This is a genomic window from Bacillus sp. NPDC094064, from assembly GCF_050279585.1.
In the GTDB taxonomy this organism is placed as follows: domain Bacteria; phylum Bacillota; class Bacilli; order Bacillales; family Bacillaceae_G; genus Bacillus_A.
Map to the genome: position 1 here is coordinate 155,808 of NZ_JBNNUI010000006.1, position 25,321 is coordinate 181,128.

General features: G+C 34.2%; 30 protein-coding genes. 22 read left to right on the plus strand and 8 right to left on the minus strand.

The genetic code is table 11. The annotated features are described in order from the left end of the window. Positions 1–618: a phosphoserine phosphatase 1 gene (locus ACQKNI_RS15450; protein WP_088230513.1), complete on the plus strand. Its 618-nt coding sequence runs from the start codon at positions 1–3 to the stop codon at positions 616–618. 41 nt (positions 619–659) lie between these two features. Here the strand turns inward: ACQKNI_RS15450 and exsB are convergent, their stop codons facing one another. Further along, a complete protein-coding gene (gene exsB, locus ACQKNI_RS15455; RefSeq protein WP_088230512.1) occupies positions 660–1,202 on the minus strand; it encodes an exosporium protein ExsB in 543 nt (180 codons plus the stop codon). Positions 1,203–1,383: 181 nt separating this feature from the next. Between exsB and cotH the strand changes: the two genes are divergently transcribed. The 8 genes from cotH (at position 1,384) to ACQKNI_RS15495 (ending at position 9,067) form a co-directional block, all read left to right on the plus strand. Continuing rightward, positions 1,384–2,460 carry a spore coat protein CotH gene (gene cotH / locus ACQKNI_RS15460; RefSeq protein WP_088230511.1) on the plus strand — a complete coding sequence of 359 codons (1,077 nt, stop codon included), beginning with the start codon at positions 1,384–1,386 and terminating at the stop codon, positions 2,458–2,460. Positions 2,461–2,558: 98 nt separating this feature from the next. Then, the gene (locus ACQKNI_RS15465) at positions 2,559–3,176 is read left to right on the plus strand and encodes an NUDIX hydrolase N-terminal domain-containing protein (protein WP_088230510.1); all 618 of its coding nucleotides are present in this window, start codon (positions 2,559–2,561) and stop codon (positions 3,174–3,176) included. Between the two features lie 102 nt (positions 3,177–3,278). Beyond that, positions 3,279–3,881 carry a DedA family protein gene (locus ACQKNI_RS15470; protein WP_088230509.1) on the plus strand — a complete coding sequence of 201 codons (603 nt, stop codon included), beginning with the start codon at positions 3,279–3,281 and terminating at the stop codon, positions 3,879–3,881. Positions 3,882–3,977: 96 nt separating this feature from the next. Beyond that, complete coding sequence (locus tag ACQKNI_RS15475) at positions 3,978–5,357, plus strand: putative polysaccharide biosynthesis protein (protein WP_088230508.1); 1,380 nt, start codon at positions 3,978–3,980, stop codon at positions 5,355–5,357. A 184-nt stretch (positions 5,358–5,541) separates the two neighbouring features. After that, complete coding sequence (locus tag ACQKNI_RS15480; protein WP_088230507.1) at positions 5,542–6,483, plus strand: magnesium transporter CorA family protein; 942 nt, start codon at positions 5,542–5,544, stop codon at positions 6,481–6,483. A gap of 199 nt (positions 6,484–6,682) precedes the next feature. Then, positions 6,683–7,579 (plus strand): permease, encoded by an 897-nt coding sequence (locus ACQKNI_RS15485; protein ID WP_088230506.1) that lies wholly within the window; start codon positions 6,683–6,685, stop codon positions 7,577–7,579. Positions 7,580–7,582: 3 nt separating this feature from the next. Beyond that, positions 7,583–8,452, plus strand: a complete 870-nt coding sequence (locus ACQKNI_RS15490; protein ID WP_088230505.1) for a TIGR03943 family putative permease subunit — start codon at positions 7,583–7,585, stop codon at positions 8,450–8,452. 108 nt (positions 8,453–8,560) lie between these two features. Further along, a complete protein-coding gene (locus ACQKNI_RS15495) occupies positions 8,561–9,067 on the plus strand; it encodes an acyl-CoA thioesterase (RefSeq protein ID WP_140417341.1) in 507 nt (168 codons plus the stop codon). 90 nt (positions 9,068–9,157) lie between these two features. Here ACQKNI_RS15495 and ACQKNI_RS15500 read toward each other — a convergent pair whose 3' ends face one another. Next, a complete protein-coding gene (locus tag ACQKNI_RS15500) occupies positions 9,158–9,244 on the minus strand; it encodes a YjcZ family sporulation protein (protein WP_000505094.1) in 87 nt (28 codons plus the stop codon). A 160-nt stretch (positions 9,245–9,404) separates the two neighbouring features. Here ACQKNI_RS15500 and cls point away from each other — a divergent pair, with 160 nt between their 5' ends. The 4 genes from cls to ACQKNI_RS15520 all read left to right on the plus strand — a co-directional run bounded on the left by cls (position 9,405) and on the right by ACQKNI_RS15520 (position 12,092). After that, the gene (cls, locus tag ACQKNI_RS15505) at positions 9,405–10,589 is read left to right on the plus strand and encodes a cardiolipin synthase (RefSeq protein WP_140417340.1); all 1,185 of its coding nucleotides are present in this window, start codon (positions 9,405–9,407) and stop codon (positions 10,587–10,589) included. A gap of 31 nt (positions 10,590–10,620) precedes the next feature. Then, the gene (locus ACQKNI_RS15510; RefSeq protein ID WP_088230503.1) at positions 10,621–11,079 is read left to right on the plus strand and encodes a spore coat protein; all 459 of its coding nucleotides are present in this window, start codon (positions 10,621–10,623) and stop codon (positions 11,077–11,079) included. A 146-nt stretch (positions 11,080–11,225) separates the two neighbouring features. Further along, a complete protein-coding gene (locus tag ACQKNI_RS15515) occupies positions 11,226–11,369 on the plus strand; it encodes a hypothetical protein (RefSeq protein ID WP_088230502.1) in 144 nt (47 codons plus the stop codon). Between the two features lie 102 nt (positions 11,370–11,471). Next, positions 11,472–12,092: an NAD(P)-dependent oxidoreductase gene (locus ACQKNI_RS15520; RefSeq protein ID WP_088230501.1), complete on the plus strand. Its 621-nt coding sequence runs from the start codon at positions 11,472–11,474 to the stop codon at positions 12,090–12,092. Between the two features lie 24 nt (positions 12,093–12,116). Here the strand turns inward: ACQKNI_RS15520 and ACQKNI_RS15525 are convergent, their stop codons facing one another. From ACQKNI_RS15525 to ACQKNI_RS15535, 3 genes are all read right to left on the minus strand, one after another. Beyond that, the gene (locus ACQKNI_RS15525; protein ID WP_088230500.1) at positions 12,117–12,599 is read right to left on the minus strand and encodes a DUF456 domain-containing protein; all 483 of its coding nucleotides are present in this window, start codon (positions 12,597–12,599) and stop codon (positions 12,117–12,119) included. A gap of 10 nt (positions 12,600–12,609) precedes the next feature. After that, a complete protein-coding gene (locus ACQKNI_RS15530) occupies positions 12,610–13,914 on the minus strand; it encodes a hemolysin family protein (protein ID WP_088230499.1) in 1,305 nt (434 codons plus the stop codon). A gap of 209 nt (positions 13,915–14,123) precedes the next feature. After that, positions 14,124–14,993 (minus strand): hypothetical protein, encoded by an 870-nt coding sequence (locus ACQKNI_RS15535; RefSeq protein WP_088230498.1) that lies wholly within the window; start codon positions 14,991–14,993, stop codon positions 14,124–14,126. A gap of 256 nt (positions 14,994–15,249) precedes the next feature. On the opposite strand from ACQKNI_RS15535, the gene cbpA reads away from it, so the two are divergent. From cbpA to ACQKNI_RS15555, 4 genes are all read left to right on the plus strand, one after another. Beyond that, a complete protein-coding gene (cbpA, locus tag ACQKNI_RS15540) occupies positions 15,250–15,897 on the plus strand; it encodes a cyclic di-AMP binding protein CbpA (protein ID WP_088230497.1) in 648 nt (215 codons plus the stop codon). A gap of 448 nt (positions 15,898–16,345) precedes the next feature. Then, positions 16,346–17,683 carry a branched-chain amino acid transport system II carrier protein BrnQ4 gene (gene brnQ4, locus ACQKNI_RS15545; RefSeq protein WP_098252310.1) on the plus strand — a complete coding sequence of 446 codons (1,338 nt, stop codon included), beginning with the start codon at positions 16,346–16,348 and terminating at the stop codon, positions 17,681–17,683. 66 nt (positions 17,684–17,749) lie between these two features. Further along, on the plus strand, positions 17,750–18,079 hold the full coding sequence (csaA, locus tag ACQKNI_RS15550; RefSeq protein ID WP_088230495.1) for a chaperone CsaA: 330 nt from the start codon (positions 17,750–17,752) through the stop codon (positions 18,077–18,079). 17 nt (positions 18,080–18,096) lie between these two features. Further along, positions 18,097–18,624, plus strand: coding sequence for a DUF1572 domain-containing protein (locus ACQKNI_RS15555; protein ID WP_088230494.1), 528 nt, complete (start codon positions 18,097–18,099; stop codon positions 18,622–18,624). Here the strand turns inward: ACQKNI_RS15555 and ACQKNI_RS15560 are convergent. Both ACQKNI_RS15560 and ACQKNI_RS15565 read right to left on the minus strand, forming a co-directional pair. Then, positions 18,597–18,902, minus strand: coding sequence for a permease (locus ACQKNI_RS15560; RefSeq protein WP_140417339.1), 306 nt, complete (start codon positions 18,900–18,902; stop codon positions 18,597–18,599). The genes ACQKNI_RS15555 and ACQKNI_RS15560 overlap by 28 nt on opposite strands. A gap of 4 nt (positions 18,903–18,906) precedes the next feature. Then, positions 18,907–19,203 (minus strand): hypothetical protein, encoded by a 297-nt coding sequence (locus ACQKNI_RS15565; protein WP_088230492.1) that lies wholly within the window; start codon positions 19,201–19,203, stop codon positions 18,907–18,909. An 89-nt stretch (positions 19,204–19,292) separates the two neighbouring features. Here ACQKNI_RS15565 and spoIIP point away from each other — a divergent pair, with 89 nt between their 5' ends. The 5 genes from spoIIP to ACQKNI_RS15590 all read left to right on the plus strand — a co-directional run bounded on the left by spoIIP (position 19,293) and on the right by ACQKNI_RS15590 (position 24,051). Next, positions 19,293–20,447, plus strand: coding sequence for a stage II sporulation protein SpoIIP (gene spoIIP / locus ACQKNI_RS15570; protein ID WP_088230491.1), 1,155 nt, complete (start codon positions 19,293–19,295; stop codon positions 20,445–20,447). A gap of 222 nt (positions 20,448–20,669) precedes the next feature. Next, positions 20,670–21,167, plus strand: coding sequence for a GNAT family N-acetyltransferase (locus ACQKNI_RS15575; RefSeq protein ID WP_140417338.1), 498 nt, complete (start codon positions 20,670–20,672; stop codon positions 21,165–21,167). 11 nt (positions 21,168–21,178) lie between these two features. Further along, the gene (locus ACQKNI_RS15580) at positions 21,179–21,919 is read left to right on the plus strand and encodes a M15 family metallopeptidase (protein ID WP_088230489.1); all 741 of its coding nucleotides are present in this window, start codon (positions 21,179–21,181) and stop codon (positions 21,917–21,919) included. A 23-nt stretch (positions 21,920–21,942) separates the two neighbouring features. After that, positions 21,943–22,389, plus strand: coding sequence for an NUDIX hydrolase (locus tag ACQKNI_RS15585; protein ID WP_088230488.1), 447 nt, complete (start codon positions 21,943–21,945; stop codon positions 22,387–22,389). A gap of 186 nt (positions 22,390–22,575) precedes the next feature. Then, positions 22,576–24,051, plus strand: a complete 1,476-nt coding sequence (locus ACQKNI_RS15590) for an amidase family protein (RefSeq protein ID WP_427282489.1) — start codon at positions 22,576–22,578, stop codon at positions 24,049–24,051. A gap of 49 nt (positions 24,052–24,100) precedes the next feature. Here ACQKNI_RS15590 and ACQKNI_RS15595 read toward each other — a convergent pair whose 3' ends face one another. Next, positions 24,101–25,318 (minus strand): MFS transporter, encoded by a 1,218-nt coding sequence (locus ACQKNI_RS15595; protein ID WP_098252260.1) that lies wholly within the window; start codon positions 25,316–25,318, stop codon positions 24,101–24,103. Positions 25,319–25,321 lie beyond the last annotated feature (3 nt).

Here is a 25,321-nt window from a genome sequence, read left to right on the forward strand (position 1 = left end):
ATGAAAACAACGGTATATGTAACAAGGCATGGTGAAACAGAATGGAATGTAGCGAAGCGCATGCAAGGACGACAAAATTCAGCGTTAACTGAAAATGGTATGTTACAAGCGAAACAATTGGGGGATCGAATGAAAGATTTATCAATCCATGCGATCTATAGTAGTCCGAGTGAAAGAACCCTTCATACTGCAGAGTTAATAAAGGGTGAACGTGATATACCGATAATCGCGGATGAGCATTTCTATGAAATTAACATGGGTATATGGGAAGGACAGACAATCGCGGATATAGAAAAACAATACCCAGAAGAAGTAAATTTATTTTGGAATGAGCCACATCTTTTTCAGTCAACATCAGGAGAAAATTTTGGGTCTGTTTATAAAAGAGTTATTGAAGGGATACAGCTTCTATTAGAAAAGCATAAAGGAGAAAGTATATTAATTGTTTCTCATGCGGCAGCGGCAAAACTACTTGTAGGACATTTTGCGGGTATTGAAATTGCAAATGTATGGGATGATCCATTCATGCACAGCGCTAGTCTTAGTGTAATTGAGTTTGATGACGATTGTGGTGAAGTAAAACAATTTGCAGATATAAGTCATTTTCAAGAAAAGTAAAAAAGGCCGCAAAACGGCCTTTTTTTTGTGGGTATAAAAAACTAGCAATTACGTTTTTTATACCAGAAGTGATCGAATTTCTTGTTTTTGCAAGATGGGAACTTATGTCCATCGTCTTTGCAATCATGCCATTTCTTTCCATCATCGCACGAATCATCACAAGAGCCACCGTGTCCATGAGGGAAGAATTCGCACTTTTTACAGTAACATCGTTTTGTCCAATAAAATTTCTTTTCAAAGCGCACACATTTTGTAACGAATGTACAATGTTTTCTGCGCGTAACTTTTGTAACTAACACGCATTCTTTTCTACGTGTCACTTTCGTAACGAATGTCCATTTTTGAACGCGTACTCGAGTACATTTCGTAACGAATGTCCATTTTTTAACATGAGTACATTTTGTAACAAATGTACAATGTTTCACGCGAGTACATCTTGTTCTTGGGCATTTACAATCTTCGCTACATTCTATTTTTGAAGAGCAATCATCATCGCACTCAAAAGTACTTGGATCTTGATGTAAGAAATCCTCCATCCCTGCACTTTTGATTTCTTCAACAGCTTTTCTAATATCACGTTTCATAGAAATCCTCCTTATCATGTATTTAATTGAAAAGGTATTCTTTTTCCTTAACAGGATATGTATGTGGGCATCTTTCTGAACAGGACAAGAGTGCAATTTTATATAAATAGATAATAGCGGATGTATGGACAAGACGAGGTGCATACATTGAATGAAGAGAACTGAGAAGGGATGAGAGAATATGTTACCTTCCTATGATTTGTTTATTCATCCAATGTACTTAGTGGAATTGAAAAAAGACATTTGGTCAGATAGTCCAGTGCCGGCAAAATTAACTTATAGAAAAAAGAAGTATGATATTGATATCGTATATCGGGGTGCTCATATTCGTGAATTTGAGAAAAAGTCTTATCATGTTATGTTTTATAAGCCGAAAAAATTTCAAGGTGCGAAGGAGTTTCATTTAAATTCTGAGTTTATGGATCCGTCTCTCATACGAAATAAATTATCTTTAGATTTTTTTCATGATATTGGTGTACTTTCACCAAAGTCACAACATGTATTTATAAAAATTAATGGTCAAATTCAAGGCGTATATTTACAGTTAGAATCAGTTGATGAAAACTTTTTAAAAAATAGAGGATTACCGAGTGGTTCTATTTATTATGCGATAGATGATGATGCGAATTTTTCTTTAATGAGTGAGAGGGATAAAGATGTTAAGACAGAGCTTTTTGCAGGTTATGAATTTAAATATTCAAATGAAAATAGTGAAGAACAATTGAGTGAATTTGTATTTCAAGCGAATACATTGACGAGGGAAGCTTATGAAAAAGAAATTGGGAAGTTTCTACATGTAGACAAATATTTACGGTGGTTAGCTGGAGTTATTTTTACACAAAACTTTGATGGTTTTGTTCATAACTATGCACTATATCATAACGATGAAACAAATTTATTTGAAGTCATACCGTGGGATTATGATGCGACTTGGGGACGCGATGTACAAGGGAGACCGCTTAATCATGAGTATATTAGAATTCAAGGATACAACACGTTAAGTGCAAGATTGTTAGATATACCTGTAATTCGAAAACAATATCGAAATATTTTAAAAGAAATATTAGAAGAGCAATTTACAATTTCTTTTATGAGGCCGAAAGTAGAAGAAATGTGTGAATCGATTCGTCCATATTTACTACAAGATCCATATATGAAGGGAAAAATCGAAACATTTGACCAAGAGGCTAATATGATTTATGAATATATAAATAAAAGAAGAAAGTATATACAAGACCACTTACATGAATTGGATTAATTTTGAAGAGATTGAAACATTATCAATCTCTTTTTTTGTATAATAAAGAGGTATCAATAAAAAGTGAAATCGTTGATAAAGAATGGAGTTGTGTAGAGATGACGATTAAATGGATTGATTGGGTAAAGCAAATACAATCTATAGCACAGGCTGGGTTAACGTATTCTAAGGATGTGTATGATATAGAGCGTTTCCAACAATTAAGAGATATTTCAACTTCTATAATGTCACATTACACAAAAACAGATTGGGAAGTTGTTGAGAAATTATTTGCAAGTGAGACAGGCTATCAAACACCTAAAGTTGATATAAGAGCGGTTATTTTCCAAAATGAAAAACTACTATTTGTGAAAGAAAAAAGTGATGGAAAATGGGCATTACCAGGTGGATGGGCCGATGTCGGTTATACGCCAACAGAAGTTGCAGCGAAAGAGGTTTTCGAAGAGACAGGTTATAAAGTAGATTATTTTAAGCTGTTAGCTATATTTGATAAAGAAAAACATCATCCATCCCCATCAGCAACGCATGTATATAAGATTTTCATTGGATGTGAGATTGTAGGAGGAGAAAAGAAGACTAGCATTGAAACAGAAGAAATAGAGTTTTTTGGTGAGGATGAAATACCGAATTTATCAATTGCTAGAAATACTGAAGAGCAAATTAAAGAAATGTTTGCCTACATGAAAGACCCACAGAAAGAAAAACTAATAGATTAGTGTTGCGATACATATCATATTGTTGTAATGAAGATATTGGCAGATTGCAACCTTTATGTGATAATGGGATGATATGTGAAGAAAAAGGAGATAGAAAAGAACATGTTAGCAAACATAATAGATCAGTTATTGCAATTTTTTGCAAGTTTAGGTTACTTTGGAGTAGCTCTAGCTTTAATGGTTGAGGTTATCCCAAGTGAAATTGTACTTTCTTATGCTGGTTTTTTAGTAGCAAATGGTAAAATTAGCTTTGTTGGTGCAGTAATTGCTGGAACCATCGGCGGTACTTTAGCTCAAATCTTTTTATATTGGCTCGGGTACTACGGAGGACGTCCGGTTGTAGAGAAATATGGGAAATATTTGCTTATTAATAAACGTCATTTAGACATAGCAGAAAATTGGTTTAAACGTTACGGAGCGGGAGTAATATTTTCTGCACGTTTCATTCCGGTTGTACGCCATGCGATTTCTATTCCAGCTGGATTAGCTAAGATGCCGTTAAAACTCTTTACACTGTATACAGTAGTAGCGATTATTCCATGGTCAATTCTTTTTATATACTTAGGAGAAAAGCTTGGTGGAAATTGGAGACATATTAAAGAGTATGCATCTGATTACACACATTACATAATTATAGGTGCGGTTTTCTTTATTGCTCTTTACTTCGGTTTAAAGCTTTTGAAAAAGAAAAAAACAACTCATTAAAGTCAATGATCTTTCATTGGCTTTTTTTATTGTTTCGGTTCTAAAAAAAGAGAGTTGTCCATAATGTGTAATAATAAGACGTAGCGGGGGAATGTGATGAAAGGATCGCCGTTTATACGTGGAACGATATTTTTAACGATGGCAACGATGATATCTAAAATGTTAGGGTTTATATATGTTATACCATTTACAGCTATGGTCGGTACGAGTGGGTATGTGTTATACACATATGCATATCGTCCTTATACTATTATGCTTAGTATTGCAACGATGGGATTACCACTCGCTGTTTCAAAGATGGTATCAAAATACGATCAACTGAATGACTATCATACGGTTAAAAGAGTGTTAAAGAGTGGTATTGTTTTTATGCTTTTAATGGGAGTTATCTCATGTTTTACACTTTATTTGTTAGCTCCACATTTAGCTGAACTTGTGATTGATGGAAATGATCAAACAGGGAATAGTGTAACGGCTGTAACTCATAACATTCAAATTGTAAGTTTTGCATTAATACTTGTACCAGTAATGAGCTTATTAAGGGGATTCTTTCAAGGATTTCAATCGATGGGACCTTCTGCGCTCAGTGTAGTTGTAGAGCAATTTTTTCGAGTTTTAACCATTTTGATAGGAAGCTTTGTCGTTTTATATGTGTTAAAAGCTTCTGTTTCATTAGCAGTTGGTATTTCCACGTTTGGTGCATTTATGGGGGCTATAGGCGGGTTAAGTGTATTAAGTGCGTATTATATAAAAAGAAGAAGGCACTTAAAGAAAAAAGAGATGGCAAGTATACCGCAAACAACGAAATCTTTTTTCTCGTTGTATAAGGAGCTCTTTACATATTCAATACCGTTTGTTGTAGTTGGTTTAGCGATTCCGCTGTATCAGACGATTGATACATTTACAATTAATAAACTACTCATACAAATCGGATATATGCAAGGAGAAGCAGAAAAAATTAATGCGATTATCGGCTTAGTTCAAATGGTTGTGCTCATTCCAGTTTCTGTTGCGACTGCTTTTAGTATGTCTCTCGTACCAGAGATGACGAAAGCTTATACAGTGGGGAATGCCAAGTTGTTGTACAAACATTTCACGAGGACGAATGTATTAGTAGTAGGGATTACGGTACCAGCGGCAATTGGGATGATGGTGTTAGCAAAGCCAGTATATACTCTTTTATTTGGTGCAGGAAATGATCCGGAGATGGGGAGAATTATTCTGCAGTATTATGCTCCTGCTTGTATACTATTTTCTCTCTTTACAGTAACGGCTGCTATGTTACAAGGAATCAATCAACAACAGAAAACAGTGCTAGGATTAGGTATTGGACTTATTGTGAAGATAGTTTTAAATATTGTGCTGCTTCCATATTTTGATTATGTAAGTTTTATCATTTCAACATACGCTGGCTATACGATTTCAGTTGGCTTTAACTTGTGGATGCTTTCTAAATATGTTATAAAGGCAACATAAGCTTTTTAAGGCAGAGAACACTCTGTCTTTTTCTATGTTTATAAATTTTTTTTTATAAAAACGTTTTCAAAATAATTTTTCTATTGAAATTTAAACGTATGTTTCATATGCTGAACATGGTGGTTCAAAAACTGTTGTTTAAGTGAGGTAGATTCCCACATGTAAAAAGAATCGGGGTGATAGTATGTTAAATATGTATTTAACAGACCGAAACGGAAAACTACAAGAGATTGAGGAAATGCAAAAGGGTTGCTGGATTAATGTACTTCATCCAACGGAAGAAGAAATTCAATATCTAGTACAAACTTTAAATGTAGACTTAGATTTCATTAAAGACCCTTTGGATGATGAAGAACGCTCTCGTATTGAAAAGGAAGACAGTAATACTTTAATTATCGTGGATATTCCGACAGTTAGACATGATGAAGAAGGAAATTCGATTTATGACACGATTCCAATAGGTATGATTGTAATGCCAGATTGTTTTGTTACAATTTGCTTAGAAGAAAATCCAATTTTTGAACGTTTTATTAACCAACGTATTAAAGAATTTTATACGTTTAAAAAGACACGCTTTGCACTTCAGCTCTTATATACAATTTCTACTTATTATTTAAGATACTTAAAGCAAATTAATCGAAAAACAATTGATTTAGAGCACCAATTAAATAAATCGATGAAAAATAAAGAGATTTTCACATTGTTAGGCCTTGAAAAAAGTTTAGTTTACTTTACAACGTCATTAAAAGCAAATAAAATTGTAATTCAAAAATTAATGCGTAACAGTACATTTTTAAAAATGTATGAAGACGATCAAGATTTATTAGAAGATGTATTAATTGAAAATAAGCAGGCCATTGAAATGGCGGAAATATATAGTCACATTTTAAGTGGAATGATGAATACTTTTAGCTCCGTTATATCAAATAATTTAAATAGTGTTATGAAACTGTTAACGTCTATTACAATCATTTTATCATTACCAACGATGGTTTCTAGTTTCTTCGGAATGAATGTAAAGGTTCCATTTGAAGGTGAAGCCCATGGTTTTGTCATTGTACTCATAATATGTGTAACACTATCTCTCACATTAGCATTTGTTTTTTGGAAGAAACGTTACTTTTAAAGATAAGAAAGCTGCTCTAGCAAAGTCATAAAACTATGCTAGAGCAGCTTTCTTTGTTATAAAATCTCAGTTTTGAAATAGAATATAAATTGTAAAATGTAATGTGTATTATGGTTATGAATTCCATATAAGTCTTGTTCAAATAATAAAATAAGGTTAAAATTACATATTGTTAACGAAAAGTTGGGGGAAATACATCATGGAGTTGTTTCAATTACCGAAAGCATTCCTGCAAATGAATACAATCTTTATCTCAATATTAATCGAGGCACTTCCATTTGTGCTAATTGGTGTATTTATTTCAGGATTCATTCAAATGTTTGTGACAGAAGATATGGTGGCAAAATGGATGCCGAAGAACCGATTTCTGTCTGTTTTATTAGCTACTTTTTTAGGCATGATGTTTCCAGGCTGTGAATGTGGAATTGTTCCGATTGTAAGGCGATTAATTGGAAAAGGCGTTCCACCCTACGCCGGGATTGCATTTATGTTAACTGGACCGATTATTAATCCAGTTGTATTATTTGCAACATATGTTGCCTTTGGAAGTAGTATGCACATGGTATGGTATCGTTCTATTGTAGCGATTATTGTAGCAATTGTCGTAGGTATTATATTGTCATTCATGTTTAAAGAACATCAATTAAGAGATGATTACTTCCCAGAAGTGAACCATAAGCGTCCATTACGTAAAAAAATGTGGGATGTATGTACACACGCTGTTGAGGAGTTCTTCTCAATGGGAAAATATTTAGTGTTAGGTGCGTTAATTGCTGCTGCAGTTCAAACGTTCGTACAAACTTCAACACTTCTTGCTATTGGACAAGGACCGTTTTCTTCATCAGCTGTTATGATGGGACTTGCTTTCATTTTATCACTTTGTTCAGAAGCGGATGCATTTATTGCTTCGTCATTCCAAAGTACATTTTCAACGGCATCACTTGTCGCGTTCCTCGTTTATGGGCCGATGGTGGATATTAAAAATATGTTTATGATGCTTGCGACATTTAAAACGAAATTTGTAATTGTCGTTACTGTTACAGTTACACTTGTTGTTTATGCAAGCTCACTACTCATTTATGCGATGGGGTGGTAGGTTATGTTTCGAGCATATATATTATTAGGTTTTACAATATTAATTGCACAGCTTCATATTTCTGGTAATATTACGAAGTATATTAATATGAAGTATGCTTATTTATCAAAAACAGCGGCTATTATTTTAGGATTTTTAACGATTGTACAAATTATTATCGTTTTTCAGAAAGAGCATCAAAAGGAGAAAGAACAGCACAATTGTGGATGTGATCATAGCCATTGTGGGCATGATCATTCAAAAGATGAAAATACATGGTGGAAACGAACGTTTTCTTACACTTTGTTCTGTTTCCCAATTATTTCAGGATTATTTTTCCCGATTGCGACATTAGATTCGGATATTGTTAAAGCGAAGGGCTTTCATTTTCCAGTAGCACAGGCAGAAAGTAAAGATCCATTTATGACAAGGCAATTTTTAAGACCTGATACAAGTATTTATTACGGAAAAGAAGGCTATCGTGGTGTAATGGAAAAAGGGAAGAAAGAGTTTGTTACGAAAGATAATATTGCATTAAATGATGAAGATTTCTTAAAAGGTATGGAGACAATTTATAATTATCCTGGCGAGTTTACAGGGAAAAAATTATCTTTTAAAGGGTTTGTTTTCCGCGATGATTCTTCTAAGAAAGAACAATACTTTATATTCCGTTTCGGTATTATACACTGTGTAGCGGATTCTGGTGTATATGGTATGTTAGTGAAAAAGCCAGAAGGGGTAGAATGGAAAAATGATGATTGGATTCAAGTTGAAGGAGAAATATCAACTGAATTTTATCAACCATTCCATGCGAATATTCCTGTTTTAGAAGTAACGAAATGGAATAAAGTTGAGCAGCCGAAAGAACAATACGTATTTAGAGGAGCCGATTAATAAAATCGGTTCTTTTTTATGGACTAAAAGTTCTAAAGATTGCTAATATTAAACGTGTAGTTCACATGACGCAGTATTTATGGATAAATAATTAAAGGGGTGAAAACAGTGACAGGAGTTAAGGGAAAAACAGCTAATGAATCAAGAGTGTTTAAAACGAGCCGAGTATTTCCAACAGATTTAAATGATCATAATACGCTATTTGGTGGAAAGATATTAGCGGAGATGGATATGGTTGCTTCCATTTCAGCAACGAGACATGCAAGAAAAGAATGCGTCACAGCATCTATGGATTGGGTCGATTTCTTACATCCTGTTCGTTCTTCAGATTGTGTAAGTTATGAATCTTTCGTTATTTGGACGGGAAGAACTTCAATGGAAGTATTCGTGAAGGTAGTAGCTGAAAATTTAATTTCAGGCGAGAAGCGTATTGCCGCAACTTCATTTGTTACTTTTGTTGCACTTAGTAAAGATAATAATCCAGTACCTGTACCAGGTGTGATCCCTGAGACGGAAGAAGAGAAGGAATTGCATCGCATTGCTGTATTACGTGCAGAACAACGTCATATACGAAAAGCAGAAAGTAAGAAAGTAGCCACACTTCTAACTTTTTGACGAGAAAATTTTAAAATGAAAAGAGGACACCTAAAAATAGGTGTCCTCTTTTATAGTTTTTTCATCCACATATCATATGACAATAACTACTTAGCAGAAGCAAGCAGCACCGACGATGATTAAGAGGATAAATAATACGACTAATAGCGCGAATCCATTACCATGTGCGAAGCCCATTGTTATTTCCTCCTTTTATTTTAAGATACAACATACAGTATGCAAATGAGCTGTTGTTTGATATGGACATATATCATGCAATGACATATTTTCTTGAATGATAATGTATTAAAAAAGGGAAGATATAGGAATAACAGTAAGTGGAGAAAGGAAATTATCCATGAAGTACTTTTTCGTTGTAGTCCTTTTTTTAATAGGTGTATTCATTTGGATGAACATCGATGTGGAAATGGGGAAAGAAATGGCTAGTGAATATGAATTAGGACAAGCTCGATTAGGTGAATTTCAACTATATACGAACGGTGAAGCGTTATATAAGAACTTATTTAAGGATATAAACGATGCAGAAAAGTATGTATACATCCATTTTTATATTGTAAGTAAGGATGAAATAAGCCAAGAGTTTTTGCAGTTACTCGAGAGAAAAGCATCTAGTGGAGTAGAGGTGAAATTGTCAGTCGATCGAATAGGTGGATATAAGCTGAAGAAAAAGATAATTAGTCAATTAAAAAGTAGTGGTGTCCAGTTTACATTTAGTAAAAAGCCTAAACTGAAAAATATATTCTATTCGTTGCACCAACGAAATCATAGACGTATTGTTACGATAGATGGAAAAGTATCCTACGTTGGTGGTTTTAATATCGGAAAGGAGTACCTTGGACAAAATCCGAAATTTGGTCCGTGGCGTGACTATCATGTGCGTATCGAAGGAAATGGTGCTACTGATATGGAACGGAAATTTGCAGCAGATTGGCAGGAAGATACGGGAGACAAGTTCCCTATACATCAAGAGTTACCTGCGTCAGGGGAAGTGAAATATCAATATATATTTTCAAATGGAAAAGGATTGTGGCAAGAGTATGGTGCACTATTAAAAAAAGCGAAACGGTCCTTAATTATCGCCACGCCATATTTTGTACCAAGTAAAGAAATGATGAAAGAGTTAAAAGATGCATTACATCGTGGTGTTAATGTAAAAATTCTCGTTCCGTTTAAAAGTGATGCCGTATTGTTAAAACAAGCTGCCTATCCATATTTGAAAGACATGTTACATGCTGGAGCTGAGATTTATCAATATCGGAATGGTTTTTTTCACGGGAAAGTAACAATCATTGATGGAGAAATAGTCGATATTGGGACTGCGAATTTTGATAATAGAAGTTTTTATTTAAATTGTGAATCTAACTGTGTCATATATGATAAAACAGTTGTTGCTGACGTATGGAGTCGATTAAAGGAAGACTTTCATAAATCAAAACGATTCTCTGAAGAAGATTTTGAAAAAATAAGTAGCTGGGATTGGTTTCTAGCAAGAATAGCGAATGTAATCGCATCATATTTATAGCATATGAATAAAAGGGAAGGGAGGAGTTTAAATGGACTGTATGAAAGAATTAATGAGATATAGTTATATGCTAATTTATAAGGTAGGGGAGTATACTGGAAGGGTCCGTGATGAAGAATTAAAGGATTTATTGCAACACCATTTACCGTATATGTTACAAGCATATAATGAACAAGTGAATTTTCAAGAAGGGGAGAATGTACAGCGGATAACTTGTGAACCAATGTCGTTTCATTTACCCGAAATAGAAAAGGAAATAGACAATAAATATACGGGAGATATTCATATTGCAATTTGTTATATTTCTCATTTGAAACGATTAGCATTAAAGGTAGCACAAGTAGCAGTTGAAGTTGCAAATCCAGAATTCCGCTCATTTTTGGAAAATTGTTTCCTGAAAATGAACCGCTATGCTTATAGTGTGTGGCAATATGTTATGAAGAAGGAATATAAAATTAACCATGTATATGAAAATGAAAAATTTGCATAAGAAACTAAGGTGACAGGGCCTTAGTTTTTTTATGGTATTAGAAAATTTACAAATATTTACCGTATATTTACTATTTGTCAATCTCTCCTTTAAAAATAGAGAGTAATATGGGATTGTACATATTCTATCAAAGGGAGGAAACGCAAATGAACAAATGGGTTAAATCATTAACTGCTATGGCACTTGCAAGTTCTTTATTAATGGTAGGTTGTAGTAAAGATGAGGACAAGAAGAAAGAAGACGATACAACAACACAACAAGAGGACAAAAAGGATAAAGAAAAGAAATAAAGGAATAATAGAGCTTCCTCTTATATATGAGGAAGCTTTTTTGTTGTATATTGAGTGAGAGTATTGAAAAATAGAGAGAGAATGAAAGGGAGGGGGAAACAAATGAAAGTATGTATATTGGGAGCAACAGGTCGAGTAGGTTCAAATGTAATAAAATTAGCGTTAAAGGATGCAGCAGAAGTAACTGCATTAGTTCGTGATGTGGATAAAGTGGAAATAAAGCATGAAAGATTACAAATTATAGAAGGAAACGTATTAAACGAAAATGATATAAAGAAAGTGATAAAAGGATGTGATATAGTAATTAGCGCTCTTGGAACTGATGGAAATGGGACATTAGCGAAGAGTATGCCAAATATTATAAAGCATATGGAAGAAGAAGGCGTCAAGAAAATCATTACAATAGGAACAGCTGGTATTTTACAAGCAAGAACAAATCCAAGTATATATCGTTTCCAATCAAATGAATCAAAGCGGAAAACGACTACAGCAGCAGAAGATCACCTAGCTGCATATAAGGAACTTAGTAATAGTATTTTATGTTGGACTGTCGTTTGTCCGACCCATTTAATAGATGGTGAGGTGACAGGAGTATATCGGACTGAAAAAGATATATTACCAGAAGGTGGCACGAAAATTACAGTTGGTGATACAGCGCATTTTACATGGGGTTTGTGTAATAAAAACATATACGAGAATAGTCGAGTAGGTATTTCTTATTAAAAAACCATCCCAAAAGTGGGATGGTTAGAAGATGATATAACATACGAAGATGATAATCATAATGATTTGTAGAATGGCTTTGGCTACGGTACTGCTTAAAAATCCAACGACAGTAGCAACTCCTACTAGAAAGGCGTCTTTTGGCGCCTTTTTATGCATTAGCTCTGTTATAAAAACCGATAAGAACGGTATTATAATTAAACCAAATGGTGGGAAGAAGAATGATCCGACAATGATCGAAACCATACCAACACGTTCGCCCCACTTTGAACTTCCATATTTTTTTAGAAAATATCCATTTGCAATAAAATCAGCAACGAAAATAAATAGTGTGAAAATCGCTTGAATAATCCAAAAAGAAATCGTTAGTTCTCCGCCATTTATACCAAAATGGTAAATCAAATATCCAGCCCATACAGCTAGAATGCCTGGGATAATAGGATAAATAAAGGCGAGAAATGAAACGATGAAACAGGCAATGATACAAATTGTTAATAATACAGTCACTTTATAACTCCTACTCCTTTTTCGTATCTAATTTATGTACAGCAATTTTTTTAACTTGATGCCCATCAAGTTCTAATGCTTTAAATTGAAAACCGTCATATTCAATGGAATAACCAGCTTCAATATTTAAATCTACCGCTTGAGAGAGGAGCCAGCCTCCAATCGTATCTAAATCGCTATCATCAATATGCAGTCCAAACATATCATTTACTTCAGAAATAAGTACTTTTCCATCTAAAACAGTAAGCTTAGGCGTACGCTTTTCAATCATAGGTGATTCATCCGCATCAAATTCATCTTGAATTTCCCCAATGATTTCTTCAAGAATATCTTCCATCGTTAAAAGTCCAGCAGTACCACCATATTCATCCATAACGATGGCCATCTGAACACGATTCTTTTGAAGATGGACTAATGTTTTGCGAATGGGAACCGTTTCAAATACAGTTAATACGGGATGTATATAAGATTCAAGTGGTTTATAAATACCTTTCGTTTGATCATGAAATACTTCTTTCGTATTAATCATCCCAATAATATCATCTTTATCTTTTTCAATAATAGGATAACGTGTATATTTTTCAGTTGCGACGATATCCATGTTTTCCTCTAACGTATTTTCAGTAGATAAACAAATCATTTCAGTACGAGGGACCATGATTTCTTTCGCAACGCGGTCATCAAATTCAAAAATATTATTTACATATTTATATTCGGTTTGGTTTATTTCACCGCTTTTAAAACTCTCACCTAAAATGAGTCGTAATTCCTCTTCAGAATGGGCAAGTTCATTTTCTTTAGCAGGTTCTAAACCGAATAACTTTGTGAAAAATATCGCTGTACTATTTAATAACCATATGAACGGATACATAATTTTATCAAACCAAATGAGTGGTTTAGCAAATTTTAAAGCAATGGTTTCTGCCTTTTGGATGGCAAAAGACTTTGGAACTAATTCTCCTAATACAACATGGAAAAATGTAATAACACTAAAAGCGATAATAAAGGATAAAGTGTTAGCCACTGTTCCAGTAATATTAATTTTTTCGAATAATGGTCGCAGTAGGTGCTCCACAGTCGGTTCACCAAGCCAACCAAGTCCTAAAGATGTAATTGTAATACCGAGCTGACAAGCAGATAAATACACGTCTAAATTAGATACAACGCTCCTTGCAGCCAATGCTTGCTTATTTCCTTCGTTTGCAAGCTGATCAATTCGACTTTTTCGCACTTTTACAACAGCGAATTCTGATGCAACGAAAAAGCCAGAAATAAGAATAAGTACAAAGATGAGAAAAATGTTTAATATGTCCAAGTGTGTTCTCCATTCCAAAGTTTGGAATAAAGATGTCACCTCCTGCAATTATGTTATACTTTTATAATAAAACTAAATGAAAAGAATAGTCAAAGAAAAAAGGGTAAATATTGGTATGTTTCTGTAGTAGTTTTTGAATTTGTTGTTATTTTGTCCGCTATACAAAAGGAATAACCCCCTACTTGGAGATTATAGAGGGTCATTTCAAATTACGGTTTTGAAATACTTCTCGTTAAAGCATAAGATTGTTGTTTGAAGTAGTTGGTCGTCCAAAGTGTTTGAAGGAAAGAAAGTATGCTATATGGGATATAGAGTAGTAATAAGCCAATTGTAACAATGATGGGTGCATTTCCGCCAAATTGAACGATAAATTGCAATAGTCCGCTTGCGTGAAAAACACATTCCATAAAAATGAATGAAAGAATAATGGAACCTAAAATAGATTTATGATTCGAAGTAAGCGCCAAAAACAATGTATCTACAAGAAAAGAAGAGGTTTTTATGTCATATTCATTTGTGTTATTTAAGAAAGGAATCCATTTTTTTATTGCTTGCATAACGATAATCATAGAAGTACTACATACGATGATAAAAGATGAGTAGTAAGGAAGGCTTATAAATTGTGCGACGTATAAAAGTAGTAATAAGACTGAACACTGTAATACTACAGTGCAAAAAGAGTAAGGTATCCAGTTCAATATAGTAGTAAACTTTTTAAACGCGTTAGGTACTTTAAAAAATAATTGGCCAATACCTAAACTTATGAAAAATCCGATTGCAAGAGTGAAGGTAAAACGAACAATTGATAAAAAATATAGTTCCCATATGTAAGGGAATAACGGTGTTGAATGATTCGAAGTATGTATCATTTGATTTGCTGAGAAAAAGATAGATTCATGCATCCAATCAATCTTTGGAATTGATATAGAAGAAAGGTGAGCGAAGTTTTGAAAAATGCTAATAAAGCCATTTTGATAAGAGTAATTGTGTGTAATAAAAAGAGCTGGAATAGGACTTATGACAAAAATAACAATAACACCAAATAAAAATTTGCATATATGTGAGCGTAATAATGACATATAACCACCTACTCTTAGAAAATTCAGAAAATTCTTATTCTTATTTTAGCGTTTTTTGAATGAAGTTACAATATATTTTTCATTGAGTTGTTCAGAGAGAAGGTTGATAGTGAAAAATATGCAAGTGAAGGATTCATGAATAAATTATGACAAGAAAAAGAATAATTTTCAGAAAAATAAAATAAATTATTTATTTTTTTCTGAAAATATAATATAGTTATGGCACAGAAAGTATTTTAACATAAGGAGGCTATTTATGAGGATTAAAGGGAATTATGTGCTGAAAAGGGAAGTTTTATTTTGCTCAAGTTCAATTACAATAGGGGAAGCGCTAGAGCATTTAAATAAAACTGGCTATCGTTGTGTACCAGTTTTAGATGAAAAAAAAGGAAAATTTTTAGGGAATATATATAAAGTAGATATTTTAGAATATAAAGGATCACTAGAAGAAAGTGTATTACAATTATTGAACGATAAAGATGGATATGTGAGAGAAGATTCTTCTTTCTTTAAAGTCTTTTTTACAATTAAAAAACTACCTTATTTATCAGTCATTGACGAAAAAGGAGTGTTCCTAGGAATTTTAACCCATAAGAAAGTTTTTGAGTTATTAGAGGATGCATGGGGCGTTCATTCTAGTAAATACTCTGTTATGATTGGAACGCAAGATTATAATGGAGCGATCCAAAAGTTATCGACAGTGTTAAAAAAATATACTGGCATCCAAAGTTTAATGACTTTTGATAATGATGCATTATTAGTTCGTAGAATTATGTTTACATTAGGAGAAGAGTTTAACGATGGTGAATTAGAACCGTTATTGAAAGATTTAGAAGATCACGGATTTAGGGTTGTGTATGTAGAAGAGATGAATAATCCACGTGAAGTTGAAACGATAGAGTAACTTACAAAAGCCATCTAATTATGTTGGATGGCTTTTGCTATGATTTCTATATAGAGTTATTTTAAAATAATAAATTTAAAATAGTGTAGTGACTGAATCAAATTTGTGTGAAAGAGTGAAAAAGTAGACAATTTTGATTTTCAAAAAAATCAATTTGAAAATATGTTTTTATTTTTCAACTAAATATGTTACTATATTTGTGATAAAAACAAAGAGGTCTGACAACTAAACTCCACGCAATAATACTCTAATGACTTAAATATTCAAAAAAATCAAAAATCAACAATTGTATTAATAATTAGAGTAATAATAAGGGGAATGGAGAAATTATGGAGAAAGACACTGCTTTGTAAGGGGCATCTATTATCATCTTGAGCAGAGAGGAGGATGCATAGCATATTGTAAAAATAGAGATAAACAATGAAAAAGTGCTATGCAAATGAAAAGTATGAAGGGACGTTTAAGGCCAGGTGATACGGTAGCAATTGGTTTAATGTTGTTTGCATTATTTTTAGGAGCAGGAAATTTAATTTTCCCGCCAGTTTTAGGGCAACAAGCAGGAGAGAATGTTTGGATTGCTACAATAGGATTCCTTGTAACGGGAGTCGGATTACCCCTATTAGCTGTAACAGCTGTCGCGTTTGTAGAGGGGGACTTGAAAGCGCTATCTTCTAGAGTTCACCCTATATTCGCGTTTATTTTCCCATTGGTTAGTTATTTAGCAATTGGACCATTCTTCGCGATTCCGCGAACTGGAGCCGTTTCGTTTGAAATGGGTATGAAGCCGTTTTTATCAGAGGCAATGGTTTCAGAGTGGTACATGCTGTTTCTTTACACTGTAGTTTTCTTTGGAATTACGTGGTATTTATCATTAAATCCATCTAAATTAGTGGATTGGTTTGGAAAGTTTCTTACACCATTATTAGTATTCATTGTTGCTGTTATTGTTGGAAAGGCGATAATTGATCCGATTGGAGAACCAGCTGCGCCGCTAGCTGCATACAATGAAAATGCCTTCTTTGGTGGATTTATTCAAGGGTATTTAACGATGGATGCAATTAGTGCTCTCGTATTTGGAATTGTCGTTGTGCAAGTTATCCGTTCGAAAGGGATAAAAGAGAGTAGTCAAATTGCGAAAATAACTGTCGTATCAGGTATTATTGCTGTACTCGGTTTAACGTTAATCTATTTATCACTAGCTTATCTTGGTTCAACAAGTACATCACTTGGTGTCTCAGAAAACGGTGGGCTTATTTTAACGAATGTTGTAAATGAGTTATATGGAACGAGCGGTAAGATTTTATTAGCACTTGTAATTACACTTGCATGTTTAACAACTTCTGTTGGATTAACATCTGCGTGTGCAGGGTTCTTTTCAAACTTATTCCCGAAATTTTCACATAAAACGATTGTAACGTTAGTATGTGGATTTAGTTTAATTGTATCGAATCTAGGATTAACACAATTAATCACAGTAACTTTACCAGTGTTAATGATCATTTATCCAGTTGCAATTGTATTAATCGTTCTTTCGTATTTCCATAAGTGGATAGGAAAGCGTAATACAATTTATATTGGGGCAATACTAGGTGCCTTGTCCGTTAGCATATTTAATGGTTTAGAAAGTGCAAATATCAAAATGGATGCAATTTCAAATGTATTACAAATGTTACCTTTATATAAAGAAGGCATAGGGTGGTTAATCCCAGCGTGTATTGGCGGGGTGCTCGGTTTCTTCTTCTATAAATCGAATGAATCAAGTGAAATGCAAAAGAAAGGTGCTTAGGCGCCTTTCTTTTTTTGAAGGGGATTTTTGTATTTTGTCTAAGTAATAATTGGGAGGGATGTTACAATGGCTAATTTTGAAGATTTTTTAAATTTAGATTTACGAATTGGAACTGTGATACATGCAGAGGAATTTAACGAAGCAAGAGTCCCAGCAATTAAACTAGAGATTGACTTTGGAGGACTTGGAATAAAGCAGTCAAGTGCTCAAATTACGAAGAGATACAATCCGGAAGATTTAGTTGGTCAACAAATCGTTGCAATTGTAAATTTTCCGCCGAAGCGTGTAGCGGGATTTAAATCAGAAGTGCTTGTATTGGGCGGAGTTCCTGAAGCAGGTGATGTTGTATTACTTCAGCCTAGTATGGAATTACCAAATGGAACAAAAATTAGTTAGTGTAAAGGCGGGAAAATATGGATATCGGACAAGAATATTTACAATGTGCCATTTCGAATTTTAAAGCAACAAAGAAGCAAGGGGAACGGGTACTTTCTCAATTAACCTATGAACAAATTCATTGGTCTTCACATGTAGAATCAAATAGCATTGCGATTATTATTAAACATTTACATGGTAATATGCGTTCGAGATGGACGGATTTTTTAATATCTGATGGTGAAAAAACAGATCGTAATCGAGATGCTGAATTTGAGGGCGGCTATCATTCAAAAGAAGAAGCCCTTGCAGCGTGGCAAGAAGGATGGGAATATGTTTTTAAAACGATGAATGTTATAACGCCGGAACACCTATTAAAGACGGTATATATTCGTGGTGAAGCACATACTGTCATGCAAGCAATTGAAAGGCAAGTTTCTCATTATGCTTTACATATTGGACAAATGATTTACATCGGTAAAATGTTAAAAGAAAATGAGTGGGAGTGTTTAAGTATTCCTAAAGGCGAGTCTACAAGTTATGTAGAGAAAAAACGTTCAACATAATAATATGAAAGAAACCGATATGAGATAGGGAGTAAAACAATAAGCCAAATGATAGATGGCGTTGTAATCATAAGAATGCTCCCAACAATAAGTCCGTATATGATAAGAAAGAAATTAAAAAGTGTATTTATAGGGATAAAATATGAAGCATACAGTTGTTGCTGTTTAAAACAACTGTTGTGAAATAAATAAAATTGGAAGTACCGTGTAGTAGTAATAATATCTTTCTTTCGCACAATTCTTTTTTTGCATGTATGACAGATAAACGGTGGTCGCATTTCATTACGCTCCATTTTTAATATTTGTAATAATGTAAGACAAGAGTAGGTATAAAGTGTATATACCTATATACGCTCCTGATATAAGAAAAAATGGATTTAGTAAAATTGCATGAATACTTGTCATGAAAACAAGGTTTTGTATTAGAACGTCATATATATTAATAGAAAGAATTGTACCGAGTACATACAGTGCCAAGTACGCACAAATATGTAGTGCAATACGGATTGTAGGGTGTTTAGCAAGTAAATAAAAAATATACGATAGAACGATTGGTAATATTCCGATTAAGAGCTTCAATTCATTTCACCTCATTAACAATATAGCCGAAATTTATACGGTCTATTCTCTAGAGCTTGTACATAACTTGAAATAGAGAGGGTGATAGTATGAATCGAGGCTTTTTTTATGTGAAATTCACAAGTGTACGTAAACTAGTTTTATTTATTATTGCGACAGTACTAGCGACTTTTTTTCTTATTAGTATGATGGTAACCTCTATGAAAGAGACAAAGTCAACGTATTTATATAATTGGTTAAATGAGTTATCGATGAATGGTTACATGTATGTTCTTGGGAAAGAGAATCATTATTTTACACAGGAGTATCGAAATTTGAATCAAGATTTTTCAATTTCTTCGTTTCTTTTTTCTATGGCTACGAATATTCGTTTTAACGATGTACGCAGTTTTGTTGGGAAAGAGCTACCAGGGTTTGGTAAGTATGATACAGAAATTGTTATTGCCGGTGAAGGGACAAATTATTCTAACTTACCGATAGAGTCGAGCGTTCCCCTTGAAGAAGTAGTAAAAGAACGGACTGGGGAAGGTGGACAAGCTCCAAAGCCTGATGCGAACAAAGAGAAAAAACAACCGTCTCAAACGACAGGGAAACGACAAGTTGCATTTATATATCATTCGCATAGCTGGGAATCTTATTTGCCGTTATTAAATTTAGCAAATGATCCAAATCCAAATAAAGCGACAAGTTCCGTAACCAATATTTCAATAGTTGGCGATCGATTTCGTGAACAGTTAGAAAGCGAAGGGATCGGATCTATAAACGACAAGACTGATGTCGGTCAAAAGTTGATTAGTAAAGGGTTAAATAGTAATAGTTCTTACAAATTGTCACGGGAAATTGTGCAAGAAGCAATGACCGGCAATAAAGAATTGCAATACTTCTTCGATTTACACCGTGATAGTGCTCGGAAAAATGTAACAACAAAAACAATTGGAGATAAATCATACGCTAAACTCGCATTCGTGATTGGAAAAGGTAATAAAAATTATGAAAAGAACTTGCAATTAGCAACAGCTCTTCATGAAGAAATTAATAAGAAATATCCAGGAGTGAGTCGTGGTGTTATTCAAAAAGGATTCCAAACAGGAAATGGTGTCTATAATCAAGATTTATCAGGGCAAGCGATATTAATAGAAGTTGGCGGAGTAGACAATACAGAGGAAGAATTAAATCGATCAATTGATGCACTTGCTAAAGCATTTGGAGAGTATTTTTGGCAGGCGGAAAAAGTGAATGGATAAAGTAAAACTTAAATTAGTGGGAAAGTCTGAAAAACGTGAGTGTAATACTTGCGTTTTTTTGTATGGATGAGACGTCACAGAATAGACATAATTTGTCGTCGTTATAGTAATATCGAAATTTGTCAAATTATACTGGGAGATTTGCAGAGGGATTTTCAGGAAAGTAGAGAAAATCTTTTTACAAGGAAAACTTTTTATTATGAGATTGGTAGGGTGATTGAAGTGATTAGGGAAATCAAGGTAGAAGATGCAGCATCATTTTTGCAATTGAGTAAGCAATTAGATGAAGAAACGAAATTTATGCTATACGAACCAGGAGAAAGAACAGCTACAACTGAGCAACAAGAACAAATGATACATCGATTTGTAGAAAATGAATATGCAACAATATTTGTAGCCATTGAAGACGAGAGAATAGTAGGGTTTATTTTAGTGGATGGAAATAATATTCAAAGAAAGAGACATGTTGCAGCCATTGTAATTGGTATATTGCAAGAGTATAGCGGGCGAGGTATTGGGACTAGATTGTTTAAAGAGGTCGAGAAGTGGGCAAGATTACATGATGTATGGCGTTTAGAATTAACGGTAATGGCCCACAATACAAGAGCTCAGGCACTATATAAAAAAGCTGGATTTGAGAAAGAAGGTGTCAAAAGAGCTGCTCTTATTATCGATGGAAAGGACATCGATGAGTATGAAATGGCCAAATTATTAAAATAAGAGGTCGTTATATGAAAAAAAGATGGGTACTACTTGGTATCGTAGCGGCGATACTCATTGTTGGAGTAGCAGGAATCAATTATAAAATGTATAAGGATAAGCAGGCGCGTGAGGTAAATGTAAATAACATATTTCCGAAAGCGAAAGAAACGATTGCGAATATGGATGGTGATATTGCGGTAATTAGTAATCCGAATTCAATGCTTGTGCTTGTAAATAAAAGTAGGCGTTTACCAGATGGGTATAGACCGCCAGATTTAGTTATTCCGAAAGTACGCTACTCAAGTGAAGGTGATCAAGAAAAGAAAAAAATGAGGGAAGAGGCAGCCAGTGCGCTTGAGGAAATGTTTCAGCAAGCGGATAAGGAGCATATTTTCCTTTTTGCAGTCTCTGGATTTAGATCTTTTGATCGACAAAAAGCGTTAAATACGATGTATAAAAAACAAGATGGGGAAGCAAAAACAGCAATGTCGAGTGCAGTTCCTGGAACGAGTGAACATCAAACAGGACTAGCTATGGATATTACATCTCAATCGGCTAAGTTTCAGTTAGAGACAATTTTTGGTGAAACGAAAGAAGGGCAGTGGCTTTCCGAAAATGCCCATAAATTTGGTTTTGTCATTCGATATACAAAAGAGAAAGAATCGCTTACTGGCTATCGATATGAACCATGGCATGTAAGGTATGTGGGGAACCCACAAGCTACATATTTATATGAAAATCAACTGACACTTGAAGAAGTAACGCAGTGAACAATTGAGGGGAGAGAAGGATTATGACGGTGTTATATAAGAAAAAAGTACACGCATATGTGACAAGAGAAAAAGAAGGAGTTATGCAACTGCTTATTTTTAAACATCGTGATATACCTGAAGCTGGTATACAAGTACCAGGGGGAACAGTTGATGAAGGAGAAACGTTAGAAGCAGCACTTTTACGTGAAGTACAAGAAGAATCTGGATTACGTCATTTATGCATAGAAAGGTTTCTAGCTGATTACATCATACATGTGAAAGAAAAAAAGGAATATCAAAAACGCCATTTCTTCCACGTAACATTACTAACAGATGTAAAAGATGGTTGGGAACATATTGTAAGTGCCGGTGAGGAAGATGAAGGTTTAGTATTTTGCTACGAATGGATTGATATTGCCAAATGCCCTGAATTAGCTGGGAAACAAGGTGAGTTTGTACATTTGTTAGATGAAGTATACGCACAGTAATAAAATAGTCTGAAACGTAGATTTATTCGTTTCGGACTATTTTTATTTTTCAGGAAATAAAAGGTTTGTACATTAGTGAGTTGAATTCTATTAAAGGGATTGAAGTTGTATATGCGAGGAGCGGAGAAAATGAAAAAGTAATGGGGACATGTTATCAATAAAAGGTTTTATAAAAGGAGAATGAAAATGGAGATGCAGTTCAATGCACTATTACGAAAAGAATTAACAATTCATGATATACAAGCAACGATGGAAGATGGAAAGTTAACTTCAAAAGAACTAGTCATGTATTATCTTCATAGAATCGCAAAGTATGATCAAGACGGACCGAAAATCAATTCAATTTTAGAAATTAATCCAGACGCTATCTTTATTGCGGAAGCGCTAGATCATGAAAGAAAGACAAAAGGTATAAGAGGTTCAATGCATGGTATACCTGTTTTACTTAAAGACAATATTGAAACGAGTGACTCCATGCATACAAGTGCAGGCACGATCGCTCTAGAACAACATATAAGTAGTGAAGATGCATTTCTCGTTACGAAACTGCGAGAAGCAGGAGCAGTGATAATTGGGAAAACAAATATGACAGAATTAGCGAATGCAATGTCATTTGAAATGTGGGCTGGATATAGTGCAAGAGGTGGACAAACAATAAACCCTTACGGTACAGGTGAGGATGATATGTTTGTTGGCGGCTCTAGTACAGGATCTGCCATAGCAGTTGCTGCTAACTTTACAGTAGTATCGGTTGGAACAGAAACGGATGGTTCTATTTTGAGTCCAGCTGTTCAAAACTCTGTAGTCGGTATTAAACCGACTGTCGGTTTAATTAGTCGTAGAGGCATTATTCCGTTTACGTACTCGCAAGATACAGCCGGTCCATTTGCTAGAACAGTAACGGATGCTGCTATTTTACTAGGAGGGTTAACTGGGGTAGATGAGAAAGATGTAGCTACTCATAAAAGTGAAGGTATAGCAGAACATGATTATACAAAGTATCTGGATGTTAACGGTTTAAATGGAACAAAGATTGGTGTATATAACAACGCCCCAAAAGATTATTATGAATCTGGTGAGTATGATGAGAAATTGTTTAAGGAAACAATTGAAGTATTACGTAGTAAGGGTGCGACGGTAGTAGAGGATATTAATATTCCGTCTTTTCATAGAGAATGGAGCTGGGGTGTATCGCTCTATGAATTAAAGCATAGTTTAGATAACTATCTTTCGAAATTACCTTCAACTATACCAGTGCATTCTATTTCGGAGTTAATGGAGTTTAATGAAAATATAGCAGAAAGAGCTCTGAAATATGGACAGACTAAGTTAGAGAGAAGAAAAGATTTTTCTAATACGTTAAGAAATCCAGAATATTTAAATGCGAGATTAGAAGATATATATTTTTCACAAAACCAAGGTATTGACTTTGTACTGAAAAAATATAATCTCGATGCGATACTATTCCCTTCCTATATCGGCTCCACTATATGTGCGAAAGCGGGTTATCCGTCTATAGCAATACCAGCGGGATATATGGATAACGGGAGACCGTTTGGAATTACGCTTGCAAGCACTGCTTTTTCTGAGGGGACCTTGATTAAACTAGCATATGCTTTTGAACAAGCGACAGAACATAGAAAAATTCCGGGTTTGTCATAAATAGAATATACAAAAAGGACAGGAGTTCCTGTCCTTTTTACTTTATTGATTACATTGAAATATCTTTCTGATCTGTCTTATCATATTTTAATAAGCTAAAAGATAAACAAGCAGAACATAAAATAAGAAAAGAAGCGATGATATAAATAGTACGAACACCGAAAATATCGGTAATAATTCCAACGCTAAGCATAGAAAGGCCAGAAGCTGTCGAGAGAAGAGCACCGTGAGCTGTATACATTTTTGATAATAGAGAAGGAGCGACACTAGATTGTAAAACAGTCGTTTGAGAAATATCTCTAATTTGGTAACATGGTCCCATTAGAATACATAGGAATAGCGCAATAAACCCGCTGCTTGTCATACCATATAAAAATGTAAGAATACTAAACATAAGAGAACCTATCGCCATGGAGCGTATTAAATTATTTTGAATGTATGTACTCATTTTCCATGCTAATATCCCGCCAATTAACGTGCCGACATAATAACTTGTATTAATATACCCCCACCATTCTGCCCCTTTATGAAGAATCGTCGTTACATATGCCATCGTAATAGCACCAATCCATATTGTTCCTGCGAAAGTTTCAATTAAGTCCATTAGTGTAACTGTGCGCAAAGAGGGGTGTTGAAATAGTAGTTTCCAGCCTTCTAATAAAGCAGTACTATTTGAAGGGGAAGGCTCTGTTACTCGTTCAGTATGTATGGGACGTAATGAAAAATACAATGCAATACATCCGAAAATCATCAAAATATTATTAATCATGAGTGTAGAAGTCACGCCAATGAGAAGAACTACAATACTTGTAAATGAATAAGCGGCTGCTTGTGTAATTTGTGTTGAAAAGGAAAAGATACTATTTACTTTTACCAATTTTCCTTGTGGCGTCAGACGTGGAAGGATGCCGTATAATAATGGAGCACTCCAACCACTACATAATGAAATGAAAAAAATGAAAGTTAATAGGGCTAAAACATTTGTGGAAAGGACGGGAAATAAAACGGTTAATAACAGTAAAAGAGCTGTTTTCATCCATTGCAAAATATATAGCAACGAAAAAGAAGGAAAACGATTCATGATAAGTGGTGCAGATATGTTAGCAATTAGATTAGTGATAACTTGTAATAATGGGAAAAGAGCAGTAATAGTAGCTGATTTAGTTGATATATAAATATGAGTTGTAATAATCATTACGTATACGATGTCAGCGAGAGTAATGCATATTTTCGATCCTAGATAGTAAGCCAGTGAACGATTTTGCAATCA